Genomic DNA, 24,389 nt, shown 5'->3' on the forward strand with positions numbered 1-24,389 from the left:
GCGCAGATGAGAAAGCTCATCGCGCTGGCCAGGGATCGCGGCCGGAATGCCGACAGGAGCGGCGCTACCGCGATTGCCGTGGTGGCGCGCGACGGGTCACTGGAGATGTCCTTTGCGCAGCAACGGCTTTGGCTGCTGGCGCAACTCGACGGTGCCAATTCGAGGTATCACATTCGTGGAGCACTGCGGCTTTCGGGCGAACTCGATGTCGAAGCGTTGCGTCGGAGCATCGACCGCTTGTTTGCGCGCCACGAAGCGCTGCGCAGTGTCTTTCGTATGGTTGACGAACAGCCGCGCGTGGTGCTGCTGCCCGCGGATGAACGCGTGCCGCTGCTCGAACAGGATCTGCGCGGCCGGGACGATCGCGAGCAGGAGCTCGCGCGCCTCTGCCGCGAGGAGGCCGCTACACCGTTCGATCTCGCCACAGGACCATTGATCCGCGGCCGGCTGATCCGGACGGCGGAGAGGGAATATCTCTTCCTGCTCACGCAGCATCACATCGTCTCCGACGGCTGGTCGATCGGCGTGCTCACGCGTGAGCTGGGTGCTCTCTACCAGGCTTTCGCCGCCGGCAAGGACGATTCCCTGCCGCCATTGGCAATCCAGTATCCGGACTATGCCGCCTGGCAGCGCCAATGGCTCTCTGGAGAGCGATTGCAGCGGCAGGTCGACTATTGGCGACAGGCGCTGGCGGATGCCCCTGCCGTGCTCGAATTGCCGACGGACCGGCCGCGTGCGCCGGTCAGGTCGCTCGCCGGCGCGTCCTTGCCGATCAAAATCGATGCGGAGCTCGCATCCGGCATCCGGCGACTGAGCCAGTCGCATCGCGCCAGCGTTTTCATGACGGTGCTGGCGGCCTGGGCGGCGGTATTGTCGAGACTCTCCGGGCAGACGGATATCGTGATCGGAACGCCGACGGCCAACCGAAACAGGCCCGAGATCGAGGGCCTGATCGGATTCTTCGTCAACATGCTGGCTGTCCGCGTCGATCTCTCGGCCGAGCCCAGCGTCGCCGAACTGCTTCGCCGCGTGCGCGCGGCGGCGCTCGCGGCGCAGGATCATCAGGATCTGCCGTTCGAGCGGGTCGTCGAGATCATGCAACCGTTGCGAGGACAGGAGCATACGCCGCTCTTTCAAGTCGTGTTCGCCTGGCAGAGCAACGAGGCTGGGACCCTCGAGCTGCCCGGCCTCAAGGCTGAGGCCGCCGATATCCCGCTCCAGCAGGTCAGGTTCGATCTAGAGCTTGGTCTCGGCGAGATGGACGGACGTATCGTCGGGTCCCTGAACTATGCGACGGCGCTGTTCGACGAGGCGACGATCAGGCGCCACCGGGACTATCTGCTGTCCTTGCTACGGGCCATGGTTGCTGACCCGGAGCAGGTGGTCGATCGGATCGGCATTGTTGGTGCGGAGGAGCGCAGGCGCGTTCTCGACACGTGGAACGAGACCACCACACCGTTTCCGTCCGAAAGCTGCATTCACGAATTGTTTGCGGAGCAGGTGAGAAAGGCGCCTGACGCCATCGCGCTGGTGTTTGAGGATGTTCGTCTGAGCTATGGCGAACTCGATGCCAAAGCGAGCCGGCTTGCGCGGCGCTTGACGACCTTGGGTTTGGTGCCGGACCAGCCCGTCGCAATCTGCCTGCCGCGCGGTCTCGCCATGGTGGTGAGCCTGCTGGCGGTGCTGAAGGCGGGCGGTGCCTATCTGCCGCTTGACCCCGCCTATCCGGCGGAGCGGCTGCGTCAGATTGTCGACGATGCCAAGCCGAAGGTGCTGATCGCCGACGGGGCGGGAAGCGCGATATTCCCGCGTGTGACCTGCGAGATCGTCGATCCCGACGCGGACGCATCGGTCGTTGTAGGGCAGGCGACGTCGGATCCGACCGACTGCGTCAAAGGACTGACCTCGCGGAGCCTCGCTTACATCATCTACACGTCCGGCTCGACGGGCCGGCCGAAGGGGGTGATGGTCGAGCATCGTGGCCTGGTGAATCTGGCGTTGGCGCAGCGGGCGCTGTTCGAGGTCTCGTCGCACAGTCGCGTCGTGCAGTTTGCCTCGTTCAGCTTCGATGCCAGCATTTGGGAAATCGTCATGGCGCTGTGCTCGGGCGCCGCGCTGTTTCTGGCCGGCTCGCGAGAGCATCAGGACACCTCGGAATTGCTCGGCTATCTCGCGGACAACGCGATCACGCATGCGACCTTGCCGCCGGCGATGCTGCACGGGCGTACCGATCTCGACCGGCTGGCCTCGCTGCGGGTCCTCGTCCTTGCCGGTGAATTGCCCAAGGCCGAGCTGATCAAGGGAGTGCCTGCCGGCGTTGCCGTCTTCAACGGTTACGGGCCGACGGAGGCAACAGTCTGCGCCACGAGCTGGGTGCGGCCACCGGACTTTGAGGGCGATGCTGCCCCGATCGGTCGCCCGCTGCCGAATGTGCGGATCTACCTGCTGGATCGATTTGGTGCGCCCGTTCCGCTCGGCGCGGTCGGTGAAATCTACATTGGCGGAGTCGGGGTTGCGCGCGGCTATCTCAATCGCGCCGACCTGACGGCGGAACGCTTCGTGCGTGATCCCTTCCATGGCGATGCTGCCGCGCGCATGTACCGCACCGGCGATCTCGGGCGCTATCTGCCGGACGGCAATATCGCGTTTCTCGGCCGCAATGACCACCAGGTCAAGATCCGCGGTTTCCGCATCGAGCTCGGCGAGATCGAGTTTCGGATCAACGAGCATGCCGACGTGACCGATTCAGTCGTGCTGATGCACCGGGATCACGGTGGCGACACGCGGCTGGTCGCCTATGTGGCCGCGCGTCGCGGCGACGGCGCGGGGGGCGACGCCGGTGAGTTTGCCGGCGCGATGCGCGATCACCTGCGTGCGTGCTTGCCGGACTACATGGTGCCGTCAGCCTTCGTGCGCCTCGATGCGCTGCCGCTCACCCCGAACGGCAAGGTCGACCGCAAGGCGCTGCCGGAGCCGGAGGACGATGCGTATGCGCGAGGCCGCTTCGAGCCGCCGCAAGGCGATGTCGAGCAGATCGTCGCGAAGGTCTGGGCCGAGCTTTTGGGCGTCGACCAGATTGGGCGTAGCGACCACTTCTTTGAGCTCGGCGGCCACTCGCTGCTCGCGGTCCGCATGCTGGAGCGGTTGCAGCGGTATGCACTGAGAACGGACGCGCGTACGTTGTTCGCAAAGCCGGTGTTGGCGGACTTTGCTGCCAGCCTCGATGGCGGTAGTGAAGTCGACGTTCCGGTCAACGGGATCGCCCGGCAGACGACGGCGATCACGCCCGAATTGTTGCCGCTGATCGCGTTGACGCAGTCAGACATCGACAGCATCGTGGCCGGAGTTCCCGGCGGCGTCGCCAACATCCAGGACATCTACGGCCTGTCGCCGCTTCAGGATGGTATCCTGTTTCACCACCTGCTGTCGAAGGAGGGCGATCCATATCTGCTGGTCGGCCGGATGGCATTTGCCAGTCGCGACCTGCTCGATCGCTATCTCGACGCGGTCCGGCAGGTGGTCGATCGCCACGACATTCTGCGAACGTCCATCGTGTGGAACGGCCTGTCCACGCCGGCACAGGTGGTTTGGCGGCAGGCGCCCCTGGTTGTCAGCGAGGTCGTGCTGGACGGCGACGGCCCCGCGGATGAGCAGCTCGCGCGACGATTCGATCCGCGTTGCCATCGGATCGATCTCGGTCAACCGCCGCTGCTGCAATTTGCAGTTGCCGCCGATCCCAAGGGAGAGCGCTGGCTGCTCCTTGTCCTGCTGCATCACCTGATCGGCGACCACTCCACGCTGGAGGTGATGAACGACGAGGTCGGGAAGATCTTGTCCGGGCTGGGGCAGGAGTTGCCGCCGCCATATCCGTTCCGGAAACTGGTGGCGCAGTCGCGCGCATCGGCGGCGACCGCGGATCATGAACGCTTCTTCCGCGCCATGCTCGCCGACATCGACGAGCCGACCACGCCGTTTGGGCTGGACCGGGTGCACGGGGACGGCGGCGGCATTGTGGAAGCCCGGCGGACCCTGCCCGAAGGCTTGAACGCAAGGCTTCGTGCGCAGGCGCGGCGGCTGGGCGTCAGCCTCGCCAGCCTTTGCCATCTCGCCTGGGGGCAGGTGGTGGCGCGAACCAGCGGGCGCGAGCGCGTCGTGTTCGGGACCGTCCTGTTCGGTCGCATGCAGGCCGGCGCTGGCGGCGATCGCACCATGGGCCTGTTCATCAACACCTTGCCGCTGCGGTTCGATCTCGACGACACCGCGGTCGAGGACAGTGTTCGCGATGCGCATAGGCGGCTGACCGAACTGATGGCGCACGAGCACGCCTCGCTGGCGCTTGCGCAGCGATGCAGCGGTGTCGCGGCGCCGGCGCCTCTGTTCAGCGCGATCCTGAACTATCGACACAATGCAATGCCAGCCGATCTGGCCTCCGATAGGGACGGCTCCGGCATCGAATGGCTTGGTGGCGAAGAACGCACCAATTATCCGCTGATGCTGGCCGTCGAGGATTATGGTCAGGCGCTTGGCCTGACCGCTCAGATCGTCCGTCCGCTCTCGGCCGATCACATCTGCGCCTTGATGCAGCAGGCGCTCGATCAATTGGCCGAGATGCTGGAACACGCGCCGCGCGTGCCGGTCCGGCAGCTCGACATTCTGCCGCCCGAGGAGCGCCAGCTCTTGCTCGAGGCGTGGAATCGGACGCAGGCGCATTATCTGCAGGACCAGTCGTTCGTCGCGCAGTTCGAGGCGCAGGTCCGGAAGTCGCCCGAAGCGATCGCGCTGGTGTTCGGCGAGACGGAGCTGAGTTACGCGGCACTGAACGCGCGTGCCAACCGGCTGGCGCGGCGATTGCGGGATCGCGGCGTCGGGACCGAAATCGTGGTCGGGCTGGCGCTCGAGCGGGGCGTCGGGATGCTGGTCGCACTGCTGGCCGTGCTGAAGGCCGGCGGGGCCTATCTGCCGCTCGATCCGGATTACCCGCCGGAGCGGCTGGCGCACATGCTGCGCGACAGCGGCGCAGCGCTGGTGCTGACGCAGACGGCGCTGCGCGATCAGTTCTCCGCCGCGCTGGAGGAGACCGGGGCCGAGGTTTGGCTGCTCGACGGAGAGGACGGCGAGGGCGGCGATGCCGGCAATCTCGACGTCGCCGTTCACGGCGAGAGCCTCGCCTATGTGATCTACACCTCGGGCTCGACCGGCCTGCCCAAGGGCGTGATGGTCCGCCACGATGCCGTGACGAACTTTCGGGCGACCATGGCGGAGCAGCCCGGCATGACGGCCGCCGACCGCGTGCTCGGGCTGACCTCGCTGTCCTTCGACATCGCGGTGCTGGAACTGTGGCTGCCGCTGACGATCGGCGCCCGCGTGGTGCTGGCGGATCGCGCGGCCGCGCACGATCCTCTCAGGCTCAAGGCGATCGTGGAGCGGCACGGCGTGTCCCTGATCCAGGCGACGCCATCGACCTGGCGGATGCTGCTCGATCACGAAGGTCCTTCGCTGCCGGCAAGCTGCCGGGTGCTGTGCGGCGGCGAGGCGCTGCCGCCGGATCTGGCGCGGCGGCTGGTGGCGCAGGCCGGCGAAGTCTGGAACCTGTACGGCCCGACCGAGACCACGGTGTGGTCGGCCCGCCATCGGCTCGATGCGATGGACGATCGTCCGCTGCTGGGCGGCCCGATCGGCAACACCACGCTGCACATTCTCGGTCGTGACCTCAACCTCGCGCCGGTTGGCGTCGCCGGCGAGCTCTATATCGGCGGGAGCGGGCTGGCGCGCGGCTATTGGCGGCGCGGCGCGCTGACCGCGGAGCGCTTCATCCCGGATCCGTTCGGTCCGCCGGGCGCGCGGCTCTATCGCACCGGCGACGTGGCGCGGTGGCGCTCGGACGGCGTGCTCGACTATGTCGGCCGAGCCGACCACCAGGTGAAGATTCGCGGCTTCCGCATCGAGCTCGGCGAGATCGAGGCGCGGCTGCTGGCACAGGATGGCGTCCGCACGGCCGTGGTGGTGGCGCACGAAGCCGGCGCCGGCCGCCAGCTGGTCGGCTATGTCAGCGGCGAAGCGTTGGATGGGGTTGTGCTGAGGGTGGCCTTGTCGTCGGTGCTGCCGGACTACATGGTCCCGGCGCGGATCGTGGTGCTGGAGCGTCTGCCGCTGACGCCGAACGGCAAGGTCGACCGCAAGGCGCTGCCGGCGCCGGATCAGCTCACGGCCTCCGCCGAGCATGTCGCGCCGCGCACGCCGGCGGAAGCCGCGTTGGCCGCGATCTGGGCCGATCTGCTGCGCCAGCCCAACATCGGCGTCACCGACAATTTCTTCGAGCTCGGCGGCGATTCGATCATCTCGCTGCAGATGGTGAGCCGCGCGCGGCGCCAAGGCGTGCTCATCGAGCCACGTGACGTGTTCCGGCATCAGACCATCGAGGCGCTGGCCGCGTCGTCCCGCGATATCGACTCCGGCAAGGGCGGTCCGGCATCGGAGCGCGGCTCGCTGGCGGGGCTCTCCAGTGAGCAGCTCGAACGGCTTGGTCTGGACTGGAGCCGCATCGAGGACGTCTATCCGCTCTCGCCGATGCAGCAGGGCATGCTGTTTCACAGCCTGCGCGATGCCGGCAGCGGCGTCTATGTCAACCAGGTCAGCGTCGAGATCCGGGGCCTCGATCCGGAACGCCTCGGAAGAGCGTGGCGCGAGGTGAGCGCGCGTCATCAGATAATGCGGACCGGCTTCCTGTGGCGCGAGCTCTCAGGCTCTCCGCTGCAAGTCGTCTATCGCGACGCCGTCGTGCCGTTCGCGCAGGACGACTGGCGCGGGCAGACGACCGACGACGAACGGATTGCGGTGGCCCTTGCCGATGAGCGCACCGCCGAGTTCGATCTCCAGGCGCCGCCGCTCCAGCGGGTGCGGCTGTTGCGCCTCCAGGACGACTTCTGTCGGCTGATCTGGACCTATCATCACATCCTCATGGACGGCTGGAGCTCGGCGAGGTTCGTCGGAGAGGTCCTGGAGTGCTACTACGGTGGCACGCTTGCTGCGAACGCGACGCGCTACCGCGACTACATCGCCTGGCTGATGGCACAGGACGCCAGGGCCGCCGAGGCCTTCTGGCGCGAGCAACTCGGGAGATTCGACCAGCCGACGCAGCTGGCCGATGCCTTCGGCGCGCACCGCCATCAGGCGTCCGGCCACGAACGCTGCTACACGCGTCTCGGTGAGACGGCGACCGCGGAGCTGAAGGCGTTCGCGCGCCGCGAACGGATCACGCTGAACACCATCGTCCAGGGCGTGTGGGCGCTGCTGCTGCAGCGCTATACGGGCCAGAACACCGTGACGTTCGGCGTGACGGTGGCCGGTCGTCCGGCCGGCCTCGATGGATCGCAGCAGATGCTCGGGCTCTTCATCAACACGCTGCCCGTGATCGAAACGCTCTCGCCCGCCAGCACCATCGGAGAATGGCTCCGCGCGCTGCAGGACCGGAATTCGGCGATGCGGGACTACGAGCACACGCCGCTCTATGACATCCAGGGCTGGGCCGGCCGCGCCGGCCAGACCATGTTCGACAGCATCATCGTGTTCGAGAACTATCCGATCGAACGCAGCATGCACCGCGGCGCAGGCGCGTTGCAGTTCAGCGGACTGAAGAATGTCGACGTGACGAACTATCCGATGGACCTGTCGGTGCTCGTCGAAGACACGCTTCAGGTCGAATACACCTATATGCCGAGCCATTTCACGGCAGCGCAGGCGGCGCAGATCAAGGTGCAGTTCGAGCATTTGCTGACGGCGCTGACGCGGGACGCCACGGCCCTGCTTGGCAGCATCGATCCTGTCACGGAGCTCGACGCTGCACTCGCAGATCGCTGCAATCGTAATGCCACGCCGAGCGTTCCGCTGCCGCCGGTGCACGAAGCGATCGCCAGCCACGCGCGGCGTCATCCGGAGCGGACGGCGCTGACCATCGGCAGCACGGTGCTCTCGTTCGGAGACCTCGAGCGCAGGGCCAACCGTCTGGCGCATCACCTGATCTCCCGTGGGCTCAAACCCGAGCAGCGCGTCGGCGTGGTGGTCGGGCGAACCGCAGTCACGATGATCGCGCTACTGGCCGTGCTCAAAGCGGGCGGAGCCTACGTTCCACTCGATCCCGAGTTGCCGTCGGAACGCCGCGCATTCGTCATGCGCGATGCCGCAATCGCGTTTCTATTGACCGGACGGCTCGAGATCGATGGCAGCCCGGATGGTGTCGAAACAATCTCGCTGTCCACGTTCGATTTCGACGAGGGAGCCGACCATCCGCCGCAACCTGAACTGCATCCGGAAAACCTCGCCTATCTGATCTACACCTCGGGCTCGACGGGGGTGCCGAAGGGCGTGGCCGTCGCCCACGGACCGCTGGCGATGCACTGTCACGTCACGGGCAGCCTCTACGAGATCGACGAAAGCTCCTGCGAGCTGCATTTCCTGTCGCTGGCCTTCGACGGCGCCCATGAGCGCTGGCTCACGGTTCTGTCGCATGGCGCGCGGCTGTTGATGCGTGACGCCGAGTTGTGGACGCCGGAGCAGACGGTCGAGAACCTGCACGCTCATGGCGTCAGCCATATCGGATTGCCGCCGGCCTACCTCCAGCAGGTCGCCGAATGTGTCGAGCAGAATGGCAATCCGCCGCCGGTCAAGCTCTACTCCTTCGGTGGCGAGGCGATGCCGAAGGCAGGCTTCGACAAGGTCAGGCGCGTTCTCAAGCCCCGCATTCTGATCAATGGTTATGGCCCGACCGAGACCGTCGTCACACCGCTGGTCTGGAAGGTCGATGGCGCGTCCGAATGCGACACACCCTATGCGCCCATTGGCGTGCCGGTCGGAGACCGCCGCGCCTACATTCTCGATGCCGCGCTCGACATCATTCCTGCCGGCGTCGCCGGCGAGCTCTATCTCGGAGGCTTTGGGCTGGCGCGGGGCTATCACGGCAAGGCCGGCATGACCGCAGAGCGCTTCGTGCCTGACCCGTTCTCGTCTGTGCCGGGAGCGCGGCTCTACCGCACTGGCGATCTGGCGCGGTGGCGCGAGGATGGCACCGTCGAATATCTCGGCCGCAGCGACGACCAGGTCAAGGTCAACGGCTTCCGCATCGAACTCGGGGAGATCCAGACCTCGCTGCTCCGTCACGAGGCGGTCGCGCAGGCGGCGGTGGTGGCAATGCCGAGCGCAGCCGGAAATCAGCTCATCGCCTATGTTGCACCGAAGGCGGCAGCTGACGCCGCGCCGGTCTCGGCCGAGGCGCTGGTCGAGCGTCTGACCGGCTTCCTGAAGCGGATCCTGCCGGCCTATATGGTGCCGGCTCGAATCGTGATGCTGGAGCGGTTGCCGACATTGTCGAGCGGCAAGATCGACCGGCGTGCATTGCCGGCGCCCGATGCGTCGATGCGGAGCTTCGTCGCGCCGCAAGGGTCGGCAGAGATCGCGTTGGCGCGTCTGTGGTCCGACATCCTGAAAGTGCCGCAGGTCGGCGTCACCGACAATTTCTTCGAGCTCGGCGGCAATTCGATCCTGTGCCTGAGGGTCGTGGCGCGGGTCCGCCAGGACAAGACATTCGGGATCGAGATCAAGCTGCGCGATCTGCTCCAGAAGCCGACGATCCGCGCCTTGCTCGCCGGCAGCGCGACCACTGCGTCTGCCGTCGCGCCATCGGCGCTGTTGCCGCTGAATGCCGCGGTTCGCGGCGTGAACCCGGTGTTTTGCGTGCATGGCGGCTTCGGCACGGTCTTCGACTACGGGCCGCTGGCGCGCCGCCTCGAAGGGCGCCGGCAGGTGATCGGCCTGCAATCGAGAATGCTGGTCGATCCGGCGTGGACCGACGCCTCCCTCGAGGCCATGGCCGTGGACTATGCGGCCGAGATCAGGCGGATGCAGCCGCGCGGTCCCTACAGCCTGGTCGGTTGGTCGCTGGGAGGGTTTTTGGTCAGTCTCGTCGCGGCTGAGCTCGAACGCGCCGGTGAGCGCGTCGATCGTCTCGTCATGGTCGACAGCTTCGTGCCGCGGCAGCCTGACGGATCGGGCCGGCAGGAGGCGATCGCCTACTGGGCCGATGATCTCGCCGGATTGCTGTCGGCCGTTCTTCCTAGCGCTACGGCCTCTCGCATCAAGGCGCAGGTCGACGCAGCGAAACGCGCGGACCTGCCCGAGACGCCGCAGAGCATCCGCGATCTGGTCGCCTCCGTTGTGGAGCAGGGCAGGAGCGTGAGTGCGGACGACGCCTCGCTCGGCGCGGACGATCTGTCCGCCGCCTTCGCAGTCGGACGGCATCTCAACAGGCTGGCGCAGCATACCGCGCTGCCGCGGGGCCTGGAAGCTGCGCCGCTCTGCTGGTGGACGTCGGTTCGTCTGGCGCAGCGCGATCGGCTGGAGACGCAGTTGCCGAAAGCGGTCGATCGCGGCCTCGTCGGCGACAACCATTTCAGGATCCTGAAGGATGCCGGCCTGCTCAATGAGATCTGCGGTCTGCTCATGCCGGAAGCGGCGTCGATGATCGCGCAGGATACGGTTCCGGAACCGGCGGAGTGAACCTTTGAGTCTTGATCCAGACATCGCAGCATTGCTCGAGATGGTGCAGGCCGGCACCGAAAGCGGCGCACGCATTCCGTTTCCGCAATTAACTGCCGCGCAAGCGCGGGCCGATTTCGATGCGTCCTCGCCGCTGCTCGACGTCGATCCGCCGGCGCTTGCCTACGAGCGACGTCTCGCGCTGCCGACGCGGGATGGCGCGATGATCGAGGCGCGGCTCTATGCGAGCGTGGCGCCCAGCGATCGCAATTCTCTTCCGGTTCTTCTCTACATGCACGGCGGCGGCTTCGTCGTCGGCAGCCTCGACTCGCACCAGCCGTTGTGCCGCGGTCTTGCCGAGGATTGTGGTGCGGCCGTGCTGTCGGTCGGCTACAGGCTCGCACCGGAGCACAAGTTTCCGACGGCCTTCGAGGACGCGGTCGATGCGCTGGCCTGGATCGGCCGCGAGGGCCGCGCGATTGGGCTCGATCCGTGCCGCGTTGCCGTCGGCGGCGACAGCGCCGGCGGGACGCTCGCCGCCGCTCTCGCGATCGAAGCGAGGACGAACGCGAGCCTTCCGCAGCCTGTGCTTCAGGTTCTCGCCTATCCAGGCCTCAGCTCGCGGCAGACCTCCGCGTCCTATGAACGATACGGTACCGGTCATCTCCTGGAGCACAGCACTGTCGATTGGTTCTTCCGGCAATATCTCCGTAACGAGTCAGATCGTGACGATTGGCGCTTTGCACCGCTTGTCGCGGATGATTTGTCGGGCTTGACTCCCGCCATCATCGTCCTAGCCGAGTTCGATCCCCTGGTGGATGAGGGGCGCGATTATGCGGCACGGTTAGTGGCCGCCGGCGTTCCCGTCGATCTGCAGGTCTATCCCGGCATGATCCATGAATTTCTGCGCATGGGGAATGTCGTGACCGATGCCCTGCAGGCGAGGGCAGCGATCGGGCAGGCGCTGGCCAGGGCCTTTCTTGCCGCTGGCGAAAAGGCGGCCTGATATGGAAATGCGGCGTGAACGAGGGTATGTCATGACCATCATTGTCCCGCGGCCTCTCTGCAAGGGCCTCCCGAACCGAATCCCATGAGCGCGTTCGTCCCAGACCACAGGCTATCCCGCCGCGCGCTCCTCGGCGCGGCGATCGGCGGCACGGCGCTTGCGGGTACATGGCCGATGGCATTTGCCCAAACCGGTGGATCGCGATCTGGGCCCCGCGTCGCCGCGCTCGGCTGGGCCTGCGCTCAGACGATATTGGCGCTCGGCGTCGTGCCGTTGGTGATTCCGGAGATCGAGCGCTATGGCCGGCTCGTCGTCGAGCCGGCTGTCCCATCCGGCGTGCAGGAGATCGGTCTGCGGTCGGAGCCAAATCTCGAGCTGCTACAGAGCTTCGCGCCCGATATCATCGTCATCGATCCCAGCATCGCGGCCGCCGTACCTCGGCTCAAGCTGATCGCGCCGGTCGAAATGTTCACGATCTTCAGACCCGGCCGGCATCCTCTCGACACGGCACGCCGCTCGACGATGGAGCTTGCCAAGCGCCTCGGGGTGCAGTCGGCGTGCGAAGCCTATTTCGCCCGCTTCGATGTCGCCATGGCCGGCTACCGTGAGCGGCTCCGCGACCGCGGCGGCAAGCCGCTTTATCTCGTCAGCGAGATCGCGCGCAACCGCGCGCTCGTGTTCGGTCCGAACAGCCTCTATCAGGAGGTGCTCGATCAGTGCGGATTGAGGAATGCCTGGACCGGACAGAGCGGCCCATGGGGCTATACCAGTGTTGGGCTCGAAGTGCTCGCTGCGGTTCCGGACGCGCGGCTGGTGCTGATGACCTCGCGGGTCGCCGACGTCGAGGCCTTGCTGAAGGCAAGCCCGGTGCTCCGGACCCTGCCGTCGCTTCGATCGCACCGGCTGACGATTCTGGACAATCAGTTCTTCTATGGCGGCGTGCCGGCGGCCGAACGTTTCGCCCGCCTTCTCGCCGAACGTCTGCCGCGGGAAAGCCATGAGCAAGGTTGAGGCGCTGCCGGCCCGGTCCGGCTTCGACATGCACCCGGCGGTGCTGATCGGGTTGCTGGTGGCGGCCGCGGCTGCGCTCACCTGGCGCAATCTGTCCGGATATCTCCCCGCCAGCGCATGGTTGCCGGTGTTGTGGCAGCCGGAGGTCACTGATCCGCAGCAGATGCTGGTGCATTACACCGTGTTTCCGCGCATTGCGGTGGCGCTGCTGGCCGGCGCCGCCCTCGGCCTTGCCGGCACTGTGTCTCAGCAGGTGTTGCGCAATCCGCTTGCGGAGCCGAGCACCATTGGCGTCTTGAACGGCGCCTATCTCGCGCTGGCCGTGACGACCCTGTGGGCGCCGTCGCTGCTGGCCTTCGGCCGCGAGTGGATTGCGCTGTTCGGCGGCTTCGCCGCGTTCCTTTGCGTGTTCGGGCTGACATGGAAGCGCGCGTTATCGCCCGTCGTCCTGGTGCTCGCCGGATTGATCGTCAGCTACTACTGCGCGGTGACAACTCAGGCGTTGGTGCTGCTGAACCACGAATATCTGATTGGTCTGTTCATCTGGGGCGCCGGCTTTCTCAATCAGCAGGACTGGAGCAACGTCACCTTCCTGGCGCCGCGGCTGCTGATTTCGATCGTCCTGATCGCGGCGATGGTTCGTCCGCTGACCTTGCTCGGGTTCGACGACGAGACCGCGCGCAATTTGGGCCTCGGATTGACGAGGGCCCGGGTCTTCGCGCTCGTCATCGCGATCGCGCTCAGCGCGTCGGTCGTCAGCGTGGTCGGCGTCATGGGATTTGTCGGTTTGTCCGCGCCGGCGATCGTCATGCTCTCGGGTGCGCGCCGCTTCCGCGACCGGCTGATCTGGGCACCTCTTTGCGGCGCTCTGCTGCTGTGGCTGACGGACCAGCTCGTGTTGTTGGTCCCGCCCGGTTATCGCGAAATGCCGGCCGGCGCAGTGACAGCCCTGATCGGTGCGCCGATGTTGCTGCTGTTGCTCCCACGGCTGCGGGCTGCCATGCCGATGGTAAACCTCACACCATCCGTTCCGCCACGTCTCGATCACCCCTGGCGCGTGATCCTGTTCGCTCTCGTCTTGCTGCTCCTCGCCGTCTGGATTGCACTCGCCCTCGGCGTCGGCTCCGACGGCTGGCGCTGGAGCGGTCTGTCCGGGCTGCAGGAATTCTGGCCGTGGCGCTGGCCGCGCGTGGTGTCGGCGCTGGCAGCAGGCGCCACGCTGGCGGTCGCCGGCACGCTGTTGCAACGGATGACCGGAAATCCGATGGCTGCGCCGGAGGTCATGGGCATCAGCTATGGCGCCGCGATGGGCGTGATCGTTCTGCTTTACCTCTTTCCTGCTCACACGCGGCTGGCACAGATTGCGGCGGCCGGAATTGGCGCCTTTATCGTGCTGGCGCTGGTGCTGCTGTTCAGCCGGCGGTCCGAGTTCAGTCCGGAGCGCGTGCTGCTGGCCGGCGTCGCCATGAGCGCGGCATTCGGTGCGATCATCGCGATGGCGCTGGCGACCGGTGATCCCCGCATCGGCACGCTGCTGTCGCTGCTGACAGGGTCGCTCTATCAGATCGGTCCGACCGAGGCCGCAATCCTCGCCGCCGCGGCGCTCGTTCTGCTGATCATGGTGCCGATGCTGTCCCGTTGGCTCGATATCCTGCCGCTGGGACCTGCGACCTCGCGTTCGATCGGCATCTCACTGGCGCGGAGCCGCGTCATCATCATGCTGCTGACGGCGTTGCTGACGGCCACGGCCACGCTGATGGTTGGTCTTCTGAGCCTGGTCGGCTTCATCGCGCCGCATATGGCACGGATGATGGGGGCGCATCGCGCGCTGCATCAGGCGGCGCTGGCCGCCTTGATCGGGGCGATCCTGATGGTCACGGCGGATTGGGCCGGACGTATGGTGATCTTTCCGTTCCAGATGCCCGCCGGCATCTTCGCCATGATGCTTGCCGGGCCTTATCTCATCTGGCTGTTGCGGCCGCAGCGCGGCTGACGTCGCTCACCGCGCGAAGCTGATGAGATGACCGTGATCCGGCGACGGCATCACGCCCATGGGGATGCCGTAGATGATTTCGAGCTCGACAGGCGTCATGATCTTGTCCGGCGTGCCGCGGGCGATCAGCTTCCCGGAATGCAGCGCGATGATCTCGTCGCAGAAACGGGCGGCCATGTTGACGTCGTGGAGCACGACGACTACGCCGAGGTTGCGCTCGCGGGCAAGCTGCTTGACCAGCGAGAGCACCTCGATCTGATGAGCGATGTCCAGCGCCGAGGTCGGCTCGTCGAGCAGCAGGCACTCGGCATCTTGCGCAACCAGCATGGCGATCCAGACCCGTTGGCGCTCGCCGCCGGACAACGTATCGACTAGGCGGTCCGCGAACGGCTCGATATGGGTCAACGCCATGGCGTTTGCGACCTTATCGCGGTCGATGTCGCCGAACCGTCCGAGCGCACCGTGCCAGGGATAGCGGCCGAGTGCGACCAACTCCTTGACCAGCATGCCGGCGGCGGGTGGTGTCTGCTGCGGCAGGTAGGCGACCTTGCGGGCATAGTCGCGATCGCTCCACGCCCGTAGCGCGCGGCCCTCGAAACGAATCGTTCCCGACGAGCTTGGCTGCTGGCGCGACAATAATTTCAGCAAGGTCGATTTGCCGGAGCCGTTATGCCCGATCAGCCCGACGACGCTGCGCGCGGGAAGGGACAAGGTTAGCGGCTCGAGTAGCGCGCGTCCCGCCACCGTGAAGCCGACCTGGTCGAGCTCGAACAAGGAGGCGGGCACGTCGGGCGAGGCCTGCGTGATGCTGGTTGGCAAGGCGAGCGTCCCTTCGCCCGTCTGCGCGTGTTGGAACGTCATGGTTGCCGCAGGCTCCAATAGGCGACGGCCAGATGCTGATCGCGGGAGAGCTTTCGCTCGTCGCGCAAATGGTTTCGCAGGGCCTTCAGCGCCTGCGCCTCACACGCGACCCAGGCGAAGACCTCCCGATGGTCGGGCCATCGCATCGCCTTGACGGCATCGACCAGGAGCTGCGTCGTCCCGGCCGGACGGCCCGCGCGATGCAGCCAGCGGATCGCCACACCGCTCGGCGCGACCAGCGGAACCTCCTCGCACCGATCGGCAACCTCGATGAAGGCCTCGCCCGTTGCCGTCGCCGGTAGCGTCTCGAGAATTCGTGCGATGGCGGGCAGGGCGGTTTCGTCGCCCGCCAGCAGCAACCAGCGTGCCGGACGAATGCCGCGGCCGAGCGGGCCGGCCATGCCGCAGATGGCGCCGGCCTTCGCGTTCACTGCGAATGCCGAACCCGGTCCGGCGTGATCATGGACCACGAAATCGATATCGATTTCGCGGGTCTGCAGGTCGATGCGGCGGATCGTGTAATAGCGGGTGACGGGTCTGCGGTCGGGCTCCGGCCACAGGATACGTCCGTCCGAGGCGGGCCACGGCCATTCGGGTTGGGCGATGCCTTCGGGTGGGAAGTACAGCCGCACGTGCAGGTCGTCGTCGTTCACGAAACGGGCGATATCGTCGCCGGTGAAGGTCAGCCGCCGCATGTGCGGCGTCAGGGTGATCGCGGCCTTCAGCCGCACCTCGCGGAAGTTGGCCAGCATGCCGCCGTCGGATTCATGACCGGACCAAACGATGGTCGGGGCCATGTCGCCCGCGAACTCGATCACATGCGAGGCGACGACCGAGCGCAGCATTTCCAGATTGCCCTTGTCGTTGGCCTCGACGCGGATCTTGAGCGCTTCGGCCTCGACGGCGAGGGAACTGGTGCCGAACGGCAGTTTCGCCACCATGAGACCGTCCCGGTCCTCGAAGGCGATGTCATGCTCGGCCAGATGATCGATCATCCGCGCGGCGAGGCCGGCGGCGTCGGGAAGCGCGATGCGGGTTTCGGAGATCAGCAAGTCCAAAGTCATTCTCCACCGGCCCTGTCCGATGCCGGCGCTGCAAGCGCTTCGATGTCCGGATGTCGCGGCCTGGCACGGCTCTGGATCATAAATCCTGCTCGCTCGCCGGCTGCGATGCAAAAGCGATACTACCCGCATCATATTAGAGGCATTGCCGATCCCAAATTAGAATCCATCGAAAGAGCAGCGAAAATAAGCGCTGGAGTTGCGGCGCCGCCATCATGTATTCGCATCACTTCGGCACGGCTTGTCCGTCCATATAGGTTCGCTTCAGGTCTCCTCCAGCGCGGCTCTCATCATGAACTCACGAAGCGGCCTGACGACGCAGATCCTGCAGCTCCTGCGGCCTTACTGGCCGCTCGTGCTCGGCGGCAGCGTTCTGGGAGTGGTCGGCGGCGCCAGCGTCGCGGCGTTGCTCGCGGTCGTGAATCACGGGCTTTATGCCACGCAGGCCGACGTGGTAACGCTGTTTTTCGCCTTCGCTGGCCTGTGCCTTCTGATCCTGATCGGTTCCATTGGCGCTGACATCAGCGCCAATTATGTCGGACAGCGGATCATCGCCGAGCTTCGCAAGTCGCTCGCCGCCAAAATCCTGGCCGCGCCGATCGATCAGCTCGAAATCTACCGGACGCATCGCCTGATCCCGGTTCTCACGCAGGACGTCGACACGATCAGCGATTTCGCATTCTTCTTTTCGTCCTTTTTCGTGTCACTCGTGATCGCGCTCGGCTGCATGGTTTACCTGGCGGTGCTGTCTTGGCCACTCTTCCTGATCACGGGAGCCGTCATCGTGCTGGGATCGCTGGCGCATGGATATGCGAGGACGCGCGGCGTTCGCGGCTTCAGCGCCGCGCGAGAGTCCGAAGACCAGCTGCACAAGCAGTATCGCGCGATCGCCGAAGGTGCCAAGGAGCTGCGCCTCAATCGCGTGCGCCGTCGGCGCGTCTATGTCGAGCAGCTCCAGCAGACCGTCGACCGGATCAGCTCGGTGCAGATCAGATCGATCAATCTGTTCGTGACGGCGCGGGCGTTCGGCACGATGCTGTTCTTTGTCGTGATCGGCGTGGCGCTGACCTTGCGTCCGTTCCTGTGGCCCGACAGCCCTGCCGCGGTGTCCAGTGGCTTTGTACTGGTGTTGCTCTATATGCGCGGCCCCATCGACCAGGTCATCGGTATCCTGCCGGCGCTTGGCCGCGCCCAGGTCGCGATGCGCCGCATTGCGGAACTCTCGGAGCAGTTCTCGAGCCCCGAGCACGAACTGCTGACCAGTGCGCCCGCTGCACCCGGCAAGACCGCCATCGAATCCATCGAGCTCCGCGGCGTAACCTATGCATTTCGCGCCGTGCCGGGCAGCGATCCCTTTGTCCTCGGGCCGGTTGATCTGCTCGTTCGGCACGGCGACATCGTCTTCATCGTGGGGCAGAACGGCAGCGGAAAGACGACCCTGATCAAGTTGTTGCTGGGCCTTTATGCTCCGCATGGCGGCGCCGTCCTGCGCGACGGTTCGCCGGTCCTGACGGAGACACGCGACGATTACCGCCAGCTCTTCACGACCATCTTCTCCGACTATTATCTGTTTGAGGATCTCATTCGTGGAGAAGGCGTGGTTCCTGATGTCGCGGAGCGCTACCTCCAGCGGTTGGAGGTTGCGCACAAGGTCTCCGTCGAGAACGGCGTGTTCACGACGACGGACCTGTCGACTGGACAGCGCAAGCGATTGGCCCTGATGAATGCATGGCTCGAGGAAAGACCCGTTCTCGTGTTCGACGAATGGGCCGCGGATCAGGATCCGGCGTTCCGGCACATCTTCTATACGGAGCTGCTGCCCGATCTGAAGCGTCTCGGAAAGACCATCATCGTGATTTCACACGATGATCGCTATTTCGGGATTGCGGATCATCTGGTGCGGCTGCGCGACGGCAAGATCGTCGCAAGCGAGGCAAAGGCCAGCAACGTCGCTGGGGCTTCCGCAGTTCCGACCGATGCACCGCTTTAGACACATTGTAGCGAGCCGCTGGTGCTATTTGTCGCACGCAAACGACAGCGTGCGATCCCGTTTTGCGACAGGCCGTCAGATTTGTAGAGAATCTAATCTGCGTGTGCGCGCATTCCTTGTCAGCCTGTAGGCGAGTGATCTACACCACGCGTCAGCGATGATCGAGATGCGAGGGCCGGATGAACAAGGCTTCGGATTCCGGGACCGGACCTCGTGCGTTTCCGGTCGGCCCATATTCCGCTCTGACCGTTTACCAGGAGGGCGATTGCCTCCGGGTCGTTGCCGACGACGTGACGGCATTGGAACTGCGTGTTCGGGAGCGGGGCGATTACCTCCAGGTCCTGAACGTATCGGGCGACCGTGAGCTTGCGACACGTGCCGTATCGGCGTCGGCCGAGGCGTTGCTTGGCTGGCGGCCGAGGACTGATCGGCTCGTTCTGGATTTCGCGGGTGAAGCATCGCTTGCACGGCAGCTGATGGAGGGTGGCCTCGCCACCATGTCCGAGGGCCAACTGGTGCTGCTGCCCGAACTGGTCATGCAGCGGCCCGACAATTGGCTGGTGAACCCCGGGCGACCGCCATGGCCGCAACTCCACGTCATGACGGACGGCAAGCGCCATCCGCGGCGCGCCGCAAAACCGGCGGGCAAGGTGTATGGCCGGTTCATTCCCTGGCTGTCGGAAGTCATCTCGTTTCGCGTGGCCGATCTCGAGAATGATCTCCATTTGTTGCACCGCTGGATGAACGACCCTCGCGTCGATGCATTCTGGAACGAGGCGGGCGGTCTCGACAAGCATCGGCGATATCTGGCCGGCATCCTGGCCGATCCTCATATGCTGCCGTTGATAGGCTGCTTCGGCGAGGAGCCGTTCGGCTATTTCGAGCTCTATTGGGCCAAGGAAAATCGCATCGCGCCGTTCTACGACGCCGACGACTATGACCGGGGATGGCACGTGGTCGTGGGCGAGGACGCTTTTCGCGGCGGTCGTTACGTCAGCGCGTGGCTGCCCTCGCTGATGCACTACATGTTCCTCGACGATTGCCGTACGCAGCGGATCGTTGGGGAGCCGGCGGCGGCGCACTCCCAGCAGATTCGCAATCTCGATCGCTCGGGGTTTGCGAAGATCAAGAATTTCGACTTTCCCCATAAGCGCGCGACCCTGGTCATGCTGTTGCGCGAGCGCTTCTTCGGCGATCGGCTCTGGCTTCCGGCAGCCGCCGGCCCGGCGGTCCCATCCTAGAGCGCGAGCGGAGCGCAGCTTCATGTCTCATCAACTTGCGATCGAGCACGACGTCATCGGCGTCGGATTCGGGCCCTCCAACCTCGCGCTTGCCATCGCATTGGACGAATGCGCGAAGCGATCGCGCCTGAAATGCGCGCCGTTGTTCGTTGAGAAGCAGCCGCACTTCACCTGGCACGGCGGCATGCTGCTTCCGGGCAGCGACATGCAGATATCGTTTCTCAAGGATCTGGTCTCCTTGCGCGATCCGACCAGTCCATTCACCTTCGTGAACTATCTGCACAAGCGCGGCCGCTTGCTGGACTTCATCAACTGCCGGACGTTCCATCCGAGCCGTGTCGAGTTCAATGATTACCTCCAGTGGGTGGCGAGCCATTTCCAGTCGCAGGCCGCTTACGGTGAAACCATCGTCGCGATCGAGCCGGTGGCCGCCGGGCAGACGGTGACGTCGTTGCGGGTGCATTCACGATCGCTCGCCGGCGGAGAGACTGTGCGCCTCGCACGAAATCTCGTTGTCGCGGTGGGAGGCCAGCCTTATGTCCCTCAGGTGTTTGCCAAGGCGGCTGATGATCGCAGGCTGCTGCATTCCAGCCGCTATCTCGACCTCATCGAGCAAATCGTCCCGCGCGGTCGGGCCGTGCGCGTGGCCGTCATCGGCGGCGGACAGAGCGCGACCGAGGTGACGGTCGATCTCCACGGCAGATGTTCAGAGGCGCACATCGATCTGATCTTTCGCGGCCATGCCCTGAAGCCATCCGACAGCAGCCCCTTCGTCAACGAGATCTTCAATCCGGACTATACCGACTTTGTCTACGCGCAGCCTAGCGAGCGGCGGGACGCGATCGTCCGCAACTTCCGGAATACGAACTATGCCGTGGTCGATTCCGACCTGCTGGACCAATTGTACCGGCTGCTCTACCAGCAGCGTGTCGGCGGCGACGAAAGGATCGTGTTGCGTCCGCGCAGCGAGATTACGAATGTGGACGCGGGACCGGACGGTATCGAAATCGGCCTGATCGACAAGTTCGGAAGCGGACACCGCCAGTCTGCCTACGATGCCGTCGTCTTGGCGACCGGATACGACAGGGAAGCGCCGCACGCGTTTCTCGAACCGATCCGCCGCTACATTCGCGATGCCGCACTGGATCGCAATTACAGGCTCGTCACCAGCCCAGCCTTCCGACCGCAAATTCATCTCCAGGGATATTCGGAAGCCTCGCATGGCTTGAGCGACACGCTGCTTTCGGTCCTTGCCACGCGCTCGCAGGAGATCGCTGAGTCCCTGCTTTCGACCATTTCGCGCCGGGAGCTCATCGCCTAGGCTCGGCTCTTCCAATCAAAGGGCAAGAAGCAAAAGAGTTGCCGCGAGCACATCTCCGGAAATTGACACATGAGCGCGTCGGTCGTTACCAACCGTCCAAACATTCCAGCGACCGTTTGGATGCTGGGCTTCGTCAGCCTACTGATGGACGTGTCCTCCGAGATGATCCAGACTTTGCTGCCCCTCTACCTTGCGGGCGGTCTTGGTGCCTCGGCTTTGGCAATCGGATTCATCGAGGGGCTGTCCGTGGCGATCGCCACCGCGACCAAGTTCGTTTCTGGCGCACTCGCCGACTGGACCCGGCACAGCAAGCCGCTTGCTGTTCTCGGGTACGGACTCGGTGCTCTATCGCGTCTGATTTTTCCTCTGGCGGCGACCGTCGATCAGATCGTACTCGCGAAGGCCATGGACCGGGTGGGGAAGGGGATCCGCGGCACGCCGCGCGATGCGATTGTCGCTGCGGTGACGCCGCCCGAGATCAGGGGAGCAAGCTTCGGGCTCCGGAAGTCGCTCGACACGGTGGGCGGCTTTCTGGGACCATTGGTCGCGGTGCTGGTGATGATCGTCACGGCTGGAGACATCGTGGCGGTGTTCTGGTTGGCGGCTATTCCGGCAGCGCTTGCCATGGTGGTGCTCATCCTCGGCGTTCGGGAGCCGGCCGGCAATCGCGCCACGAAACGCTCCGACTTCCAGTTGTCGCAGGCCTTCCGCCTTAACCCGGCTGTCTGGAGAGTCATCGGTTTAGCCGCGATCATCATGCTCGCGCGGTTCAGCGAGGCGTTTGTGCTGCTGAAGGCGCTGGAGGCGGGCTTCTCGCCGACATGGGTGCCGCTCTCGATGGTGATCATGCATGCAATCTATGGGCTTTCGGCGTATCCGGTCGGAAGGCTCTCTGACCGTATCGGGAGCAATGGACTTCTGCTCTGGAGTCTCGCCTTCCTGATTGCCGCGCATGTTACTCTCTCGTCCGCCGCGACGGTCTGGATCTACGTCCTCGGTACGGTTCTTTGGGGCCTGCATATGGGCTTTTCGCAGGGGCTTTTGGGTACGATGATTGCGACAGCCTCGCCGGATGCGCTGAAAGGCAGTGCCTTTGGCACGTTCAATCTGGTGACGGGCATTGTAGTGCTGATTGGCAACACCGCCGCGGGCTGGGCCTGGCAGCATCTCGGCTCAAAGATGCCGTTTCTGATTGGAGCAGGACTGTCTCTTCTGGCTATGCTGTTGCTCGCTCTTGGGATGCGCTGGAGAAGCAGAACCTGATGTTTGGGTTGGCCTGCGAGCGATGTGCCGTGCTTTGGGATTTCAGTTCGCCGAGGCGATCACGTGCCATTGCGCCGCGGATCCTAGTGCGGCTGGCACGGAGAGCACGGCAGCAGACGGGCCTGCATCGACGATCAATGTATTCGGCGGAATCGTGAAACCGACCCCGGCTGCCTTGAGGACGGCCTCCTTGATCGTCCAGTAGCGAAGAAAGAGGTGGGACTGCAGAGCAACGGCAGTTTTCGCCAGCACCCGACGCTCTTCTGACGCCAGGGCGATTTCACTCATCTCGTCTATATCGGCAATTGGCCGCAAGGGCTCGATATCCACCCCGATCGGCATGTACGCCGCTGCGACGGCGACCGCGCCTCTCGCGTGGCTCAGGCTGAAGTCGAGGCCTGGCGGTGCGTCAATGAGCACGGGTTTGCCTAACGCGGATCGTTCAAATTGCAACGCGTCGACCGGCCGCCCCGTGATGGCTCCCAGCAGGAGTCGCGCGCCAGCATGTGCAGCAAGATAGCTCAGTCGATCTTCCACATGGAGAAAACGCACAAGACGATTGGATTCTTCGGCGTCGAGCAGCATTGCGGCTTGTTCGACATTGAGTGTCTGATCGTCGTGGAATGTGTTGCTCCGAGCGTTAGGCGTTGCGCCGACCCACAGGAGAACTTCTTCCGGATCGCGGAATTCGGTTGCCTCGCGACTGCACCGACCGGGCAGGTGTCGCACGCGCAACCGATAATGCGGGGCCTTGCACTTGACGGCGATCGACCAAGCAAGGGTCCTGCTCACCAGTTCAAACGATCGCGAGCTCGCAAAGAATCCGTATCCGGGCATTTTCTGCACCGTTTCTGCTCATTCATGATCAACGGTGGAGTCAATCTGGACTGTGTGTCAACGTCGGTTTGCAGATCACCCGACCTAGAACCTGTCTAATGTATATCAACCAAAGCGTGTATTTTTACGACAAGACTGTGCGGCTCTGATAGAGCTGTTCTTAGAACAGTTTTGACATGTTGGCAGGTTCGAGGTGAAGCGGACCGTGAGGAAAGACGTCGCTCTCAAGCAAAGCGTCGGCCATTTGCCGGAGCGCATTGCAACCATATTGGTTCGGAGTTCACATGCGGCGCTCGTTAGCAGAGAGCCATCGACGCGGATGGACTATCTCCTCGAAATAGCGTCGCTACACACCAAGGCCGAACTACTTGGGCAGCCGGGCCTGGGACGTTCGGGTGTGCGCCGGATTGAGAAGTGGGTGGCCCTTCACGGCCGCCGCATTCGCGACGTGGATGAGAGTCTCGATAGCGTGATTTGCCATTTCGCGTTCCACCGCTCTTCAGTCCGGAAGGGCGCCCGTCGTTCCATTCCGTCGTCGGCGGTTCCGCCTCAGCGCCGGGAAAGGGTCTTGCGTGAAACGGCTCTGTAACGCCAGTGCATCCAAATCGACGGCTGCAATAGCCTTCCTTCGGAGTAGGTAATTGAGCGATTGTCTTGTCGGTGAGAGAAATTCGATGGGTATCCTCAGCCACGGACTGGAATCGCGAGGGCGCCGACGTCCTGTGCGTCGTGTGCCGAACCGACTCCGCAGCACCCCCTGGTGAAGCGATCTCGACCATTGCTGTCGAGGGACCGGTCAAGGGCCTTGTGTTCGAGCGCGCCATCGACACGATCGGCCATCGCAGGCATCTCGTGCCGCAGTTCGGCTTGCAGAATGTCGTGGCACCGCACCACAATCTGCTGGGCCAGGAAGGGGCGGGGCTCGCCCTGACAGCGGCCGCCTTCACGGGGACCGCGGCGCTCGTCGGCATCTTCGGCGTGGCGTTGATGCGCGCGGCCTTCGAGTTCGCGCTGCATTTTGCCCGGACCGAAAAACGCGGCGGCGTTCACCCGATCATCGAGCATCAGGCGGTCGGATACGCCCTGGCCGATGCCAAGACCACGATCGAAGCCGCACGCTTGCGCCTGATACTTTGCAGTCTGGCTGCATAGGCGGCATGTTCTCGTCGCCCATGGCGACGCATCCGACGGTCGGCGCGATCAAACCCAACTCATTTCGCGCGGGATTCGACCCGTTGGCTGTGGCCCGTCCCGATCTATTCGCTATGCGGGATTCAG

12 protein-coding genes are annotated in these 24,389 nt (G+C 64.7%); 9 read left to right on the plus strand and 3 right to left on the minus strand.

All coding sequences use genetic code 11. The features are described from left to right. Window positions 1-6: 6 nt before the first annotated feature. The 4 genes from JQ566_RS22265 to fhuB all read left to right on the plus strand — a co-directional run bounded on the left by JQ566_RS22265 (window position 7) and on the right by fhuB (window position 14,537). Window positions 7-10,548, plus strand: a complete 10,542-nt coding sequence (locus tag JQ566_RS22265; protein ID WP_249139724.1) for a non-ribosomal peptide synthetase — start codon at window positions 7-9, stop codon at window positions 10,546-10,548. Between the two features lie 4 nt (window positions 10,549-10,552). After that, complete coding sequence (locus JQ566_RS22270) at window positions 10,553-11,533, plus strand: alpha/beta hydrolase (RefSeq protein WP_212375545.1); 981 nt, start codon at window positions 10,553-10,555, stop codon at window positions 11,531-11,533. Between the two features lie 84 nt (window positions 11,534-11,617). After that, window positions 11,618-12,544 (plus strand): ABC transporter substrate-binding protein, encoded by a 927-nt coding sequence (locus tag JQ566_RS22275; RefSeq protein ID WP_212375547.1) that lies wholly within the window; start codon window positions 11,618-11,620, stop codon window positions 12,542-12,544. Beyond that, on the plus strand, window positions 12,531-14,537 hold the full coding sequence (gene fhuB, locus JQ566_RS22280) for a Fe(3+)-hydroxamate ABC transporter permease FhuB (RefSeq protein ID WP_249139725.1): 2,007 nt from the start codon (window positions 12,531-12,533) through the stop codon (window positions 14,535-14,537). The genes JQ566_RS22275 and fhuB overlap by 14 nt, the downstream gene beginning before the upstream one ends. Before the next feature lie 6 nt (window positions 14,538-14,543). Here fhuB and JQ566_RS22285 read toward each other — a convergent pair whose 3' ends face one another. Together JQ566_RS22285 and JQ566_RS22290 are read right to left on the minus strand one after the other, a co-directional pair. Continuing rightward, complete coding sequence (locus JQ566_RS22285) at window positions 14,544-15,398, minus strand: ATP-binding cassette domain-containing protein (protein WP_212375549.1); 855 nt, start codon at window positions 15,396-15,398, stop codon at window positions 14,544-14,546. After that, a complete protein-coding gene (locus JQ566_RS22290) occupies window positions 15,395-16,462 on the minus strand; it encodes a siderophore-interacting protein (RefSeq protein WP_212375551.1) in 1,068 nt (355 codons plus the stop codon). Before JQ566_RS22290 ends, JQ566_RS22285 begins: the two co-directional genes overlap by 4 nt. Window positions 16,463-16,751: 289 nt before the next feature. Between JQ566_RS22290 and JQ566_RS22295 the strand changes: the two genes are divergently transcribed. The 4 genes from JQ566_RS22295 to JQ566_RS22310 all read left to right on the plus strand — a co-directional run bounded on the left by JQ566_RS22295 (window position 16,752) and on the right by JQ566_RS22310 (window position 22,274). Next, window positions 16,752-18,449, plus strand: coding sequence for a cyclic peptide export ABC transporter (locus JQ566_RS22295; protein WP_212375553.1), 1,698 nt, complete (start codon window positions 16,752-16,754; stop codon window positions 18,447-18,449). Window positions 18,450-18,628: 179 nt separating this feature from the next. Beyond that, window positions 18,629-19,690 carry a GNAT family N-acetyltransferase gene (locus JQ566_RS22300; RefSeq protein ID WP_212375555.1) on the plus strand — a complete coding sequence of 354 codons (1,062 nt, stop codon included), beginning with the start codon at window positions 18,629-18,631 and terminating at the stop codon, window positions 19,688-19,690. A 22-nt stretch (window positions 19,691-19,712) separates the two neighbouring features. Beyond that, the gene (locus JQ566_RS22305) at window positions 19,713-21,011 is read left to right on the plus strand and encodes a lysine N(6)-hydroxylase/L-ornithine N(5)-oxygenase family protein (RefSeq protein ID WP_212375557.1); all 1,299 of its coding nucleotides are present in this window, start codon (window positions 19,713-19,715) and stop codon (window positions 21,009-21,011) included. Window positions 21,012-21,080: 69 nt separating this feature from the next. Next, window positions 21,081-22,274 (plus strand): MFS transporter, encoded by a 1,194-nt coding sequence (locus JQ566_RS22310; protein WP_212375559.1) that lies wholly within the window; start codon window positions 21,081-21,083, stop codon window positions 22,272-22,274. 42 nt (window positions 22,275-22,316) lie between these two features. Here JQ566_RS22310 and JQ566_RS22315 read toward each other — a convergent pair whose 3' ends face one another. Then, a complete protein-coding gene (locus JQ566_RS22315) occupies window positions 22,317-23,111 on the minus strand; it encodes a 4'-phosphopantetheinyl transferase family protein (RefSeq protein WP_249139743.1) in 795 nt (264 codons plus the stop codon). Between the two features lie 807 nt (window positions 23,112-23,918). Here JQ566_RS22315 and JQ566_RS22320 point away from each other — a divergent pair. Next, window positions 23,919-24,263, plus strand: a complete 345-nt coding sequence (locus JQ566_RS22320; RefSeq protein WP_212375563.1) for an acyl-CoA dehydrogenase family protein — start codon at window positions 23,919-23,921, stop codon at window positions 24,261-24,263. Window positions 24,264-24,389: the final 126 nt, after the last annotated feature.

This window comes from Bradyrhizobium sp. SZCCT0231, assembly GCF_018130245.1.
GTDB lineage: Bacteria > Pseudomonadota > Alphaproteobacteria > Rhizobiales > Xanthobacteraceae > Bradyrhizobium > Bradyrhizobium japonicum_F.

Excerpts from the sequence above, each read along its gene's own strand:
- JQ566_RS22315 (WP_249139743.1), bottom strand. The coding sequence starts at position 23,111 with ATGCCCGGATACGGATTCTTTGCGAGCTCGCGATCGTTTGAACTGGTG.
- JQ566_RS22295 (WP_212375553.1), top strand. The coding sequence starts at position 16,752 with ATGAACTCACGAAGCGGCCTGACGACGCAGATCCTGCAGCTCCTGCGG.
- JQ566_RS22310 (WP_212375559.1), top strand. The coding sequence starts at position 21,081 with ATGAGCGCGTCGGTCGTTACCAACCGTCCAAACATTCCAGCGACCGTT.
- JQ566_RS22290 (WP_212375551.1), bottom strand. The coding sequence starts at position 16,462 with ATGACTTTGGACTTGCTGATCTCCGAAACCCGCATCGCGCTTCCCGAC.
- fhuB (WP_249139725.1), top strand. The coding sequence starts at position 12,531 with ATGAGCAAGGTTGAGGCGCTGCCGGCCCGGTCCGGCTTCGACATGCAC.
- JQ566_RS22265 (WP_249139724.1), top strand. The coding sequence starts at position 7 with ATGAGAAAGCTCATCGCGCTGGCCAGGGATCGCGGCCGGAATGCCGAC.
- JQ566_RS22305 (WP_212375557.1), top strand. The coding sequence starts at position 19,713 with ATGTCTCATCAACTTGCGATCGAGCACGACGTCATCGGCGTCGGATTC.
- JQ566_RS22275 (WP_212375547.1), top strand. The coding sequence starts at position 11,618 with ATGAGCGCGTTCGTCCCAGACCACAGGCTATCCCGCCGCGCGCTCCTC.
- JQ566_RS22300 (WP_212375555.1), top strand. The coding sequence starts at position 18,629 with ATGAACAAGGCTTCGGATTCCGGGACCGGACCTCGTGCGTTTCCGGTC.
- JQ566_RS22285 (WP_212375549.1), bottom strand. The coding sequence starts at position 15,398 with ATGACGTTCCAACACGCGCAGACGGGCGAAGGGACGCTCGCCTTGCCA.